Origin of the sequence: Periweissella beninensis (assembly GCF_016908275.1) — a bacterium.
In the GTDB taxonomy this organism is placed as follows: domain Bacteria; phylum Bacillota; class Bacilli; order Lactobacillales; family Lactobacillaceae; genus Periweissella; species Periweissella beninensis.
Genome location: NZ_JAFBDN010000003.1, coordinates 64,615 through 77,246, shown reverse-complemented (window position 1 = coordinate 77,246; position 12,632 = coordinate 64,615). Strand labels below are relative to the sequence as shown.

9 protein-coding genes and 1 other RNA gene are annotated in these 12,632 nt (G+C 34.5%); 2 read left to right on the top strand and 8 right to left on the bottom strand.

The features are described from left to right. Positions 1 to 70: 70 nt before the first annotated feature. From JOC59_RS01930 to map, 4 genes are all read right to left on the bottom strand, one after another. On the bottom strand, positions 71 to 898 hold the full coding sequence (locus tag JOC59_RS01930) for an ABC transporter permease (protein ID WP_205143114.1): 828 nt from the start codon (positions 896 to 898) through the stop codon (positions 71 to 73). A gap of 21 nt (positions 899 to 919) precedes the next feature. Continuing rightward, on the bottom strand, positions 920 to 1,906 hold the full coding sequence (locus JOC59_RS01925; RefSeq protein WP_205143173.1) for an ABC transporter ATP-binding protein: 987 nt from the start codon (positions 1,904 to 1,906) through the stop codon (positions 920 to 922). Positions 1,907 to 2,003: 97 nt separating this feature from the next. After that, positions 2,004 to 2,633 (bottom strand): sugar transferase, encoded by a 630-nt coding sequence (locus JOC59_RS01920; RefSeq protein ID WP_205143113.1) that lies wholly within the window; start codon positions 2,631 to 2,633, stop codon positions 2,004 to 2,006. Positions 2,634 to 2,685: 52 nt separating this feature from the next. Next, complete coding sequence (gene map / locus JOC59_RS01915; RefSeq protein WP_205143112.1) at positions 2,686 to 3,471, bottom strand: type I methionyl aminopeptidase; 786 nt, start codon at positions 3,469 to 3,471, stop codon at positions 2,686 to 2,688. A 244-nt stretch (positions 3,472 to 3,715) separates the two neighbouring features. Between map and JOC59_RS01910 the strand changes: the two genes are divergently transcribed. Beyond that, the gene (locus JOC59_RS01910; RefSeq protein WP_205143111.1) at positions 3,716 to 4,954 is read left to right on the top strand and encodes an aminopeptidase; all 1,239 of its coding nucleotides are present in this window, start codon (positions 3,716 to 3,718) and stop codon (positions 4,952 to 4,954) included. Between the two features lie 161 nt (positions 4,955 to 5,115). Here JOC59_RS01910 and JOC59_RS01905 read toward each other — a convergent pair whose 3' ends face one another. Continuing rightward, positions 5,116 to 6,060, bottom strand: a complete 945-nt coding sequence (locus tag JOC59_RS01905) for a GRP family sugar transporter (protein WP_205143110.1) — start codon at positions 6,058 to 6,060, stop codon at positions 5,116 to 5,118. Between the two features lie 259 nt (positions 6,061 to 6,319). Continuing rightward, positions 6,320 to 7,036 (bottom strand): response regulator transcription factor, encoded by a 717-nt coding sequence (locus JOC59_RS01900; protein ID WP_205143109.1) that lies wholly within the window; start codon positions 7,034 to 7,036, stop codon positions 6,320 to 6,322. 141 nt (positions 7,037 to 7,177) lie between these two features. Between JOC59_RS01900 and ssrA the strand changes: the two genes are divergently transcribed. After that, positions 7,178 to 7,543, top strand: a transfer-messenger RNA (tmRNA) gene (gene ssrA, locus JOC59_RS01895). 561 nt (positions 7,544 to 8,104) lie between these two features. Here the strand turns inward: ssrA and JOC59_RS01890 are convergent. Together JOC59_RS01890 and JOC59_RS01885 are read right to left on the bottom strand one after the other, a co-directional pair. Then, on the bottom strand, positions 8,105 to 9,292 hold the full coding sequence (locus JOC59_RS01890; RefSeq protein WP_205143108.1) for an MFS transporter: 1,188 nt from the start codon (positions 9,290 to 9,292) through the stop codon (positions 8,105 to 8,107). Positions 9,293 to 9,535: 243 nt separating this feature from the next. After that, positions 9,536 to 12,613 (bottom strand): beta-galactosidase, encoded by a 3,078-nt coding sequence (locus JOC59_RS01885; protein ID WP_275588286.1) that lies wholly within the window; start codon positions 12,611 to 12,613, stop codon positions 9,536 to 9,538. Positions 12,614 to 12,632: the final 19 nt, after the last annotated feature.

Genomic DNA, 12,632 nt, shown 5'->3' with positions numbered 1-12,632 from the left:
TGAACGCAGTAACTACTAAAAAGAGGTTAGGAATATGTATCCCAACCTCTACATGCCTATTTTAATAACACTAAATCAAATCAATAAAGCGCGCTCTAAATTTCATGTGTAAATGACTTCCTAATAAAGCAATAAACATCACAAAAAGCCAAAACATGATGGTATATTGTAACCGATCACTTGACCAGAACCAAGCCTGTGATAAGAATGAATCTCGCATACCATCAACGATATAATAAAATGGATTTAGCTTAATAATACCTGCAATTACTTGTTGCATATGGTTACCATTTAAACGATCAACATTCCAAATCGCTCCAGATGTCCAAAATAATAATCGCATAACTGATGACATTAACATCTTATAATCCGGAATTAATACATTAACTGTTGAATTTAAAATACCAAAAGAAAACATTAACGCTGTCATTGCAATAAAATAATAAAAAAATTGCAAAATGTGTAAAGTAATTGGTACTCCTGATACTAACATTGCTACGATTGAAATCCCCAACATAGCCCAAAAAGAAGTTAGGTCACTAACGTAGCGAACTGTTGGTAAAATACTAATTGGGAATTTCATTTTGGATACCATGGCCACTTTACTTGTAATACTTGAGACGCCCGCCATAAACGTCCCGTTCATGAAAAACCAGGTTGATAACCCAAATAACATCCAAACAATATAAGGAACATGTGCTTCTGGATTGCCTTGACTTCGTAGCCCAAGACCAAAAACCAAATAATATGTTCCCACTTGAAACGCTGGGTTCAAAAATTGCCACGCCATACCCAAGTAATTTCCTTGGTTAGTTGCCTTATCCTCATAACGCGCTAATCGCATAATTATGCCAAAGTGCGATAAGTGCTCTTTAATTATTAATAATAATTCCTTCACAACTAATATTCCTTTCACACTTTAATGTAATGATATGTACGCTAAAACTAGCCAAGCTATCCCTAAGCTAATCATCAACGTTTTTGATAAAAGTGGCATTTTTTCACCTGAGAGAGCACTTGCCGTTAAAACTTTAGCATCTGTTGGTGAATACTTAGTTTGCGGATCCGTAAGGACATTCTCACGTAGCATATCAACAGTGAAAGCTTTTTGCTTTTGCTTTTGCTCTTCTTGATACTCACGTTTTTCTTTTTTACCTAATTTTTTAAACCACTTATTCCAAGTCCGATAATGCTCTAATACTTCATTAGTTGGTCCAAATTCTTTTAATTCACCATACTGAATCCACATTACGCGATCAGTAAACATTTCAACTTGCGAAAGCGCATGGGAAACAAAGAAAATCGTCTTCCCTGCTTGTTTAAATTCCATCATTTTATCAAGTGCTTTTTGATAAAATGTTTCATCACCCACAGATAAAGCCTCATCAATAATTAAAATATCAGGATTATCATGTACCGCAATTGCAAAGCCTAAGCGTGACTTCATCCCTGATGAATAACTTTTTACCGGTTGATCAATAAAATCACCCAAATCAGCAAAATTAATAATCGCTGTAATTTGTTGATCAATTTGAGCATTCGTCATCCCCATCATTAGTGACTTCAAACGGATATTCTCGCGACCGGTCAATTGACCCCGTAAACCTGCTCCAATCGCAATAATCGAGGTTTCACCATTAACTTCCAATTCACCAGAAGTTGGTGGGATAATTCCACTTATGATATTTGATAACGTTGACTTCCCAGAGCCATTTACACCAATTAGGCCAATTGTTTCGCCAGCATAAACATCAAAACTGATCCCTTTTAACGACCAAAAGTTCGGTAATCCGGTTTTAAATGGATTAAAAATAGCCTTAACTTTATCAGACTTTTTTACTAATAGATCATATTTTTTCGTGACGTATCGTGCACGAACCTTTACAACACGTTCTTTCGCCAAAATTCTATCTCAACTTTCAAATTTTATCTACTTTCAAACGAAATATACTATACCACCAGAACTTTGATAAGTTAACTTTTTTTTAAGTCTTTAGGTTTTCTTAAAAAGCACCATCACTTTTTATAATAGAAATAAGCGTCATGAACATAATTTTACAGTCAAACCAAAACGAAGCATCTTGAACATAACTTAACTCTAAATCAGCCCGTTCCGGATATTCAATATTACTGCGCCCAGTGGCTTGCCATAATCCCATAGCACCTGGTTTAACTGATAAGAAAACATTAACATTGTTCCCATATTCGACCAATTCGTCTTCAACAATTGGTCGTGGTCCCACAATACTCATTTCTCCCTTTAAGACGTTGATAAACTGCGGTATTTCATCAACAGATGATTTACGTAACCATGCACCAAATTTTGTGATCCGGGGATCTTCTGCCGTTGGTAATTTATAACCATTAGCTACAAACTTAGCATACAATGCTTTATCAGCATGTAAAACTGCATCAGCATTAGGAATCATTGTTCTAAATTTATAAATATAAAACATTTTATGGTGTTTTCCCACCCGACGTTGCTTATAAAAAACCGACTGATGAGGATCGGCAAACTTATAAAGGCCGATAATTATTATAAAAATTGGGCTTAAAAGAAATAGCGCAATTAGCGACAAAATAATGTCTACAATTCGCTTGAAAAATAAGTATGTAATTGATTGAACTTGCATTGCGTCAATTGCACTATCCTTTCATTAAATTTAATAGAGACGCTAATTTTTCTTAAAGATACTTAGCATCAAAGACTGCGTCTTGTGAGGTTAATATTTTAGGTCCATCCTTTGTAATTGCAATGGTATGTTCATATTGTGCTGATAGTGAACCGTCTGCTGTTTTAGCTGCACTCCAGTCAGGCTCTTCTTCAACAATTTTGGTTTCCCATCCACCAATATTAATCATTGGTTCAATTGTAATGGTCATACCTTCTTTTAAACGTAGCCCCCGGCCAGCTACCCCGTAATGAGGCACTGCTGGATCTTCATGCATCGTTGGGCCAATTCCATGACCAATGTATTCACGGACATCACCATAACCTTCTTTTGTAACATATTCTTCAATAGCATTTCCAATATCACCAATTCGATTACCAATTACTGCTTGATCAATTCCTAAATATAGCGCTTTTTTGGTAATTTCCATTAATTTGGCAACCGCTGGTGTCGGTTCACCTACCGCATAACTCCAACAAGAATCAGAAAATGCGCCTTCTAATTCGACAACAGTATCAACCTTGACAATATCACCTTGCTTTAAAAAGACCCCTTTTCTCGGAATAGCATGACAAACATAGTCATTAATTGAGACACATGTCGCATATTTATAAGTTTCAAAACCAATTTGAGCTGCGACACCACCGTGTTCTTCAATGTATTTATGGCAAAAAGTCTCAATATCCCAACTTTCGATACCTGGTTTAATAAGCTTTTTCAATTCCTTATGCATTCCTGCAATAATAGCTCCTGATGCCTTCATTGCTTCGATTTCACGTGGTGATTTTAAACTAATCATAATTGTCCCTTCATACTCTTTATATTTTTTAGATATAGTCAATCTAGTTTATTATATCATGCAACTTTATTTTTGTATGGATATCTTTTAATATCATAATTGGGTAGGCTTATTATTATTACCTAAAATAATAATTTTAATCCTTTGCAAAAAATCATTTAAAAATACTTATAAAAATCTCATCTTTTTCTCTCTTTTTTCTCATGGTATACTTATTTAGTATACTATTTATGAGGAGAAATATATGACTATTACTAATTTTGATGCAAAACTTGATAAATATGCCCATCTAATTGTTAAAACGGGGGTTAATGTTCAACCAGGGCAAACAATTATTTTATATGCTAATATTGAAAACGCCTCCTTGGCCCGAAAAATCACCAACGAAGCGTATAAATTTGGTGCAACTGAGGTAATTGTTAAATGGCAAGATATTGCTATTGCAAAAGCCTTTTTGCAAAACACAACTGAGGAGCGCTTAGTCACTATTCCAAATTACCTAACCGTTGAAGCAGAAGAATTAATGGGGAAGCATGCTACACGAATTTCTTTGATTTCTGAAGATCCCGATGCTTTTGGGGATGTTGATCAAACTCGGCTAGCTAATAATACTGCAGCCACTGGTAAAGCGCTACAAGTGATTCGTAAGGCAACCATGAATAACGATATTTCATGGCTTGTTGTAGCTGCAGCTGGTAAAAAATGGGCTGAAAAAGTCTTTCCAAAACTCAATTCCGACGAAGCCGTTGAGCAACTTTGGGAGCAAATTTTTAAAATTGTCCATATCAATGAAAATAATGATCCAGTTGCCACTTGGGAGCAACACATTAAACTCTTAAAGCAAAAAGCCATTTGGCTTAATAGTTTAAACTTTAAAGAACTTAAGTATCACAGTGCTGTAACTGATTTAACGGTTGGTTTAGCAACTAATCATATTTGGGAAGCTGCCGATTCACTTGATCGTCAAGGAAATCTCTTTGTTGCTAATATGCCTACTGAGGAAGTCTTTACTGCACCTGATTATCGTAATATTCACGGTACTGTCACCTCAACAAAACCCCTTTCATATTCTGGCGTCTTAATTGATGGTATTAAGCTAACTTTTGCAAATGGAAAGGTGATTAAAGCATCAGCTAAACACGGTGAAGCTGCCCTACTTAAATTACTTGATATTGATGATGGTGCAAAGTCATTAGGCGAAGTCTCACTAGTTCCTTTCCATTCCCCAATCTCACAATCAGGTATTATTTTTTATAACACACTGATAGATGAGAATGCTTCAGATCATTTAGCACTGGGGGCTGCCTATCCATTTAATGTCAAAGATGGTACTAATCTGAATAGTGCTGAATTAGAAGCTCTTGGCCAGAATCAATCACAAACCCATGTTGATTTTATGATTGGCTCAAGTGATATGGATATTGATGGGATAACCTATGATAATCAAATAATTCCCGTTTTTCGTAATGGTGATTGGGCATAATTGCTAAACTACTAATTAACCTAATTGTTTTAAATTGCTTAATTTTGGCGTTTTTTCACCATAGTTTACCTTAAGATTACACCTAAAAAGGTTCGGGGCATATGTCCCGAACCTTTTTAGGTGTAATTACATTTAGTTTACCTTTACATTTATACTTTTACCTATTTTGGTAAATTACTAATTAAAATGCCACCAGCAACAATCATAATTGAACCAATTACAATAAACTTCATTTGAGTTGAAGTTTTGCGTTCATGTAAAATAAAAATACCACCAAAAGTACCGACGATTATTCCCATTTGCGACATAGTTACTGCAACAGCTTGACCAATTGTCGCTGCTGAAATGAACATTGCTAGATTACCAACACCCCAAGCAGCCCCAGTTAGCATATTACGCCAAGTTGGTGCTTGAAACATTACACTAGCTTCACGCATAAAGAAAATTACAATTAAGAATGCACCAATAACCATCCCAATTGACTGTGGGAAAATTGTCGCTGTCATGTAATCAACTCCATGATTACGATTAGCAATCGTACTTGAAATATAGCCCACTTTTCGCATTAAATTTGGGATAATGAAATATCCTGCATACCCCGCCGTCGAAATTAAAATAGCAATTAAACCACGTGTTGCTTCAGTTTTCCCAGCCATATCATCTTCATTAGCTGCTTTATCACGCTTAGCGGTTAACATTGCTCCAACCACAACTAAGAAAATCGCAATGGTCCCAAAAATCCACATCTTAGCAGTTGACCATTCACCTAACACGGTTGCTGCTAGCGCCGCATTTCCAACAATCTGACCAGCTGTTGACCAAGGAATTGCATTTGAAACACCCATTGCTTTAATTGCTGTAAACTGACCAGCTTGCCCGACAGCCCAAAGCAAACCTGATAATAGACCAACGATCCAAATGTTCATGCCTGCATTAATCTGGTTAGGAACAACAAACCCAATAAATGTTAGTAAGCCAAAAGCCATTGCTCCGACTGTCATTCCTAATGTTTGTTGTCCGGCTGAACCGCCTAATTTAGTTGAAAATAAACCTGTTGAACCCCATGCCAATGCTGGAATCAACGCAATTAAATATTGTAACATCATATCTTCTTAATTCCTCTTCTATTATCTCTCTTGTATTATTTATCAATTAATATTTAACTCTCTCTATCAAATATCAACTTTATTATTCTATATCATTGAAACCGGTTACACAAGTCTTTTTTTTATTTTCTCCAATAAAGGTTTGTCATTAATTTACGCTCAAATCAGTTTACCTCTTAGATCAATATCCTTTTATGTATTTAATTAAAAAAGGAACGGCACGATTACCATTCCTTTACTTGCGTTTATTTCATTTAAACTATTGTAAGCTATCATCAAATTTATAGCCTACGCCCCATACCGTTTGAATTGCATTTTTACCAAATGGCTGTATCTTTTTTCTCAATTTTTTAATATGTGCATCAACGGTTCGTTCGTCACCATAATATTCATAATTCCAAACAATTTGTAATAACTGATCACGTGAAAAAACGCGTTTGGGATTTTGAGCTAAAGTTGATAACAAATCAAATTCTTTTGGTGTTAAATCATATAGAGCCTGATTATTAATCCTAACTTCTCTAGTTGCTGAGTTTAATTTAAAAAAATTAGTTTGAATGTCAAACTCAGCTTCTTGTACTTGCCGTTGACTCTGCAAATATTCTACACTATTAGCCCGCCGATAAATGGCTTTCATACGATTAATTAGCGTTAGTGGACTAAAAGGCTTAACAATAATATCACTTGCACCCATTTCAAGACCAAAAACATGATCATCATCGGAAAATCTTGAAGAAATTAATATGACCGGTATCTGTTGTGAAATCTGCCTAAGTTGCATACCAACCTCCATCCCACTAATTCTTGGTAAGTCTAAATCTAAAATAATTATATTAAACGTATGTGGATTGTTAGCAAATAACTCAAGCGCAACTTTTCCATCATTAATAATATCAGCATCCCACTTTTCTTTTTTAAAAAACGCTTTCATCATTTCGGCGATTGCCGATCGTTCCTCTATCATCAACAATTTCATGCTATGACTCCCCAATAAACTATGTACTATTCTTATATTATATTATTTAACTAAAAATTACCATAAAATATATCTCTAGCTAAAAACTATTAACTACTACCTAATTTATAAATATATGGTATACTGTGTATTATAGTTATTGGGGTCGTTTTTGGATTCGACGGGTATTGGTCGTGCTATGATTGCGTTTAGGGGTTGTGACCCTATAATCCACTCAGTCAGAATAACTGCAAACAATTCAAAAAACACTTACGCTTTAGCTGCCTAAAAAACAGTTAACGTAGTCTAATACAATGTTGCTCATGCATTTTGTTAGACAACCATTAATGAGCTTGATTAAGGAGCTTTTATTCAGAGTTTCTTAATGACATTAACTGAATTAGCTAGTCTGATTTGCGAAGCCAATTCCGCGTACAGACTAGTGAAATTTAAATAGAATTGCTATGAACGTAGATATTGTAGTAACGAAATATTCGGACGCGGGTTCGAACCCCGCCGGCTCCATAAGTAAATGTGCTATTAAAAAAGAACTAACCATAGTAGTTAGTTCTTTTTTAATAGCACATTTACTCGAAAGGAATGCGATCACTATGAAAAAAATATTAATTACTTTACTTATTGTACTATTACTAATACCGCTATCAATCTCCGCCAATGCTAAAACTACCAAATTACCTAGCTACTATTCTAATTATGGTATTCAATACGTAAAATGCATTTAAAAAAAGCAATTACTGCATATCAAGTAAATCCAAAGTCTTGGAAAGTTATAAAAAAAATTAAATTAAAAGCTAATACTAGAGTTACTGTAGCTAATACAGCCAATTTAAGTTGGATTATTTCAGCAAACAAGTTAGCTAAACGCCATGGCTACCAATGGATTATCAAAAAACACTATAACACTTCTTGGCTCAAATACTAATGATTACATTTAATATCATATTCCCTAGCTATTAATAGTTAGATACTTCTGAATAAATTTTATTTTTAATGGTTTAGACTATTTAGGTAATATCTCACTGATATTGGGCCAAAATCAACTATCGAGAACTTTTAATTTGAATCCTTTTAATTTAAGTATGGTCGTTTTTTAATTGCATAGTTCAATCCTACTACCAATAAGAAAGTTATAAATATCAAAAACATACTACCTAATGGTATATTCCTAATTCCATAGTTACTTACAATTACACCACCTATCCCGGATCCTAAAAAGATGCCCAAATTAAAAAATATTGAATTTAAAGATGAAGCTAGCACAATTGATGATGGATACTCTAATTCTGCAATTTTTAAAAAATGAATCATAATTGGTGAATTAATTAGATACATAAATAAACCAATCACAAACACAATTAATGTTGCTAAAAATTGAATTTGCATAAACCATGCTAAACTTAAAAACACCATTAATTCAGCTAAATATATTTTCTGCATTGCTTTTATTCCGTTACGATTAGCAATTACTCCCGATAATTGATTACTAAATAGTGACATCACCCCATAAATAAATAGCAAACCGCTTAAATAACGACTCTCAAAGCCCAATACTTTTGTTAGAAATGGTTGTAAATAAGTATAAAAAACATAAATACCACCTGCACTAAACATAATTACAAACGAACCTAATAAAACACGTTTATCCTTCATAATTTTGAATTGGTTTTCGCGAATGCGGCCACTTTCTGGCTGCCATTTGGGTAAAATCTTCCCGATCAATAAAATTAGTATACAAGCTATCACTGCAATAGCATAAAATACATAACGCCAACCAACAACTTGACTAATGATCGTACCTAATGGCACCCCAAAAACCGCGGCGATACTAAATCCCGAAAAAATCCATGAAACAACAAATGATCTCTTCGCCATAGGGGCAATAACAGTTGAATAGGCTAGTGCAAGTGACACAATTGGCCCTGACACAACAGCCGCGATAATTCTTGCCACTAATAAAATTGTAAAATCAGTAGCTAGCCCTGTTAAAATATTACTAAAAATAAAAATAATGACTAATATAATTAAACAAGTATATTTATTAAAGTGACTTGTGAGAGCTGTTATAATTGGAGTACAAATCGCATAAATTAAGGCAAATATTGTTACTAAAAAACCCACTTGTGTCATATTAACATTAAAATCACTGGCAATATTTGACAAAATCCCGACAATCATAAATTCATTACATCCCAAAACAAACGATAGAGCTACTAACAGAACTGTCTGTTGATGCAACTTTCGATAGGCCGTATCCATTGGATAAATGTTCCTCCATTTTCTTATTTATTGCTTTTAACTATAGAATATTTTTATAGATTATTCCATAATTAATTACTAAAAAGTTTTAAATATCTTAACTTTAACCTTTGTGCATTTAAATACTGTGATTAAAAGGTTTTGGAACAACTATTATCTAACACAGTCAAAAAGATGCGGTAAGAAAATTCATTAAATTACCTTATCGCATCTTTTTAATTATTATTAGTTAATTATTTATACTTATTCTTGTGTCCAGACCACTTCGTACGTAAATTTTTCGTTATCTAATACGTATTCCGGTGCCACACTTGGTGACCAGGAATCATCCCCCCCGATGCCCATATGATAACCATCAATATCAACTGTCCAACCATCTTCTGGCACTAAAAGATGACGATGATCAACCTTTCTTAATTGTTCTTGACTAAATTCACTCACATTAAAGGCAAAATCATTTGCTAAGGTTGCAGTAAATAAATGTTCACCAATTTGCACATTTTTATTATGCATTCTTAAACCACTATCACTTGGAAAAATATAAGGAGTATAAAAATCTGCAAGTGGTTGGTGCCACTGATTAAATTCAACTGCCACTTTACGATCAGGATAATTTTCTATTGGTCCGAGGCCATCGTAAGCAATAATTTCCGTAGTTGGTTTCACAATTTTAAATGTCAAACCGACTCTAGCTGGCGCTGGTTTTGTTGTATCCCGCATTACATTAACTTGAATTGTCAATTGCCCTGTCTTGTCCAAGCTATAATTTTTTTTACTAATAAATAGTACATTTTTACTATCATTGTTCTGATAAGCATGCACCGTCGTTAGTTTAAAACTATCATCATTAGCAAGATAAGTAAAATCTGATAATACTGGTACTAAATCAAACATTCCTGCATTTTCCCACCGGGCGACCCAAGCATTAGGATCTTGATTAGCTACTTCACTAACCCCAATATCATTATCCAATGGGGCCCGGGTAAACTGATCCATTACTGGTTTTAAGAGTGTTTCTTGACCTTTTTTTTGCCAACTCACTAAAAAGCCAGATTTTTTATCAAAGACTAACTGATTTTCATTTTGTTTAATAATCAACTGTTCAGTGTTATCGATTAACTTAATTTTACCAATAATACCTGTTCTTAAATCGTTTTCCATCCGATTTTTTAAGCTAAACTGTTGCTTTGCTAAAACGGTATCATCTCTAATTAAACCGCTATTACCAGTTTGGACTACTTGTAAATTTATATATACCATACCACTAAATTGCGTTATATCTGGTATTTCAACCGTTATAGTTTCTTGTGGTGCAAGTAGCAAATTAATTTTTTGGTTATCGACAACTTGACCATTTTCAACAATTTGGTAGTTTAAAACAGCATCGTTAACAGTTTTAAATACATAATCACTAGTTACTTTTATTTGCTTAGGGTTACCATTAGGTTCTTTTATTAATTCAAATAAATAATACTGTTGACAGTATTTGGCTTCAATTAGGGCTGGTTTAGCACTACGGTCAGGTAATAATAAGCCATCTAAACTAAACTGTCGATCGTTTGGTTGGTCACCAAAATCACCACCATAGGCATAAAAAGTTTGCCCTGTCGCCGTCTTTTTTAATAAACCTTGATCAACCCAATCCCAAATGAACCCACCTTGTAGCTGTGGATATTCATGGAATGCTGTCCAATATTTTTCAAACCCTCCTAAGCTATTACCCATACTATGCGCATATTCACATAATATTAAGGGACGATTTTCATTAGGCAATCCTATCCATTTTTTAATTGCTAATTTCGGATTAACCTCAAATTTTTGATCTTGATCGACACGGGCATACATTGGGGCAATGATATCCGTAACTGGGGTATCTGCGCCACCACCCTCATATTGCACAGGCCTTGAAGGATCAACTTTTTTAACCCAATTATACATGGCATCATGATTATGCCCATAGCCTGACTCATTCCCCAAGGACCAAATAATTATTGAAGCATGATTACGATCGCGTTGTACCATCCGTGATACACGTTCCATCATAAGTGGTAGATACGTTGGGTTATCAGTTAGCGCATTCATCGGTGTCATGCCATGCGTTTCGAGATTAGTTTCATCAACTAAATATAACCCATAACGGTCACATAAATCATACCATCTTGTATTATTTGGATAATGGGATAACCGCACAGCATTAAAATTATGTTCCTTCATCGTCTGAATATCTTTTAACATTGTTAATTCATCAACTACATAACCCGTATCTGCTTTAAATTCATGCTTATTAACTCCACGAATTAAAATTGCTTTACCATTTATCTTTAACAAGCCATCCTGAATTTCAACTTTTCTAAATCCAACTTGCTTCATTTCCACTTGATAAATGTTATTTTGATCATGTAGCGTTAGTTCTAATTGATATAAATTTGGAACCTCATCTGACCATAACTTAGGTTTCTCAATTGGTAATGCTAAGCTAAATTCATCGTTATTAGCACCTCGCTCATCCTGAATACGGGTCCCAACTAATTTGGTTGTTTGGTCAATACTTTGACCTTGCCATAATAATTTTGCCGTCACTTGCAAGCCTTGCTGATTATCATTTACCATCCCCACAATTTTAACAACAGCAGCATCAAAATCAGCATCAAGCTCTGGGGTTATACTAAAGTCAGTGAACCGAGTTTTGGGTACCAAGTTAAGCTTAACATCTCTAAAAATACCAGAAAGGCGCCACATATCCTGATCTTCAAAATAACTAGCTTTACTCCATTTTAAAACACAAACACTTAATCGGTTTTTACCAGTTTTTAAACTAGCTGTTAAATCAAACTCAGCTGGTAAACGACTATCCTCAGAATAACCAATCCAAGTACCGTTTAGCCAAACATAAAAGGCCGAACTTACACCATCAAATGTTATATGAACTTCGTGCTTTGTTTCATCCCAATCGCTAGGTAACTCAAATTCTTTAGCATAAGTAGCAACTGGGCTATCTGTGGGTACAAATGGTGGCTTTACAGGAAATGGATAAGTTACATTTGTATAAACTGGTACATCATAGTCCCCTTCTAATTGCCAATTACTAGGTACATTAATGTTGTTATCCCCAATCTTTTTTTCAATCCAACTACTATCAACTAATTCGAGCTTTGGGTACCAATTGAATTCCCAGACACCATTCAATAAAATTTCATTTTCATCCGTAAGTTCTGTTTTGTACTGCATTGGTGTATGCATTGGTAGTCGATGCCAATTTGTCACAACGGGATTTTCCCAGTCACGGCGAGCCATAATTTCTGAAAATGTATTATGTTGCAATTTTTTAACCTTCCATATT

Coding starts and splice junctions, on each gene's coding strand:
- JOC59_RS01920 (WP_205143113.1), bottom strand. CDS start 2,633: ATGCAAGTTCAATCAATTACATACTTATTTTTCAAGCGAATTGTAGAC.
- map (WP_205143112.1), bottom strand. CDS start 3,471: ATGATTAGTTTAAAATCACCACGTGAAATCGAAGCAATGAAGGCATCA.
- JOC59_RS01910 (WP_205143111.1), top strand. CDS start 3,716: ATGACTATTACTAATTTTGATGCAAAACTTGATAAATATGCCCATCTA.
- JOC59_RS01905 (WP_205143110.1), bottom strand. CDS start 6,060: ATGATGTTACAATATTTAATTGCGTTGATTCCAGCATTGGCATGGGGT.
- JOC59_RS01900 (WP_205143109.1), bottom strand. CDS start 7,036: ATGAAATTGTTGATGATAGAGGAACGATCGGCAATCGCCGAAATGATG.
- JOC59_RS01890 (WP_205143108.1), bottom strand. CDS start 9,292: ATGGATACGGCCTATCGAAAGTTGCATCAACAGACAGTTCTGTTAGTA.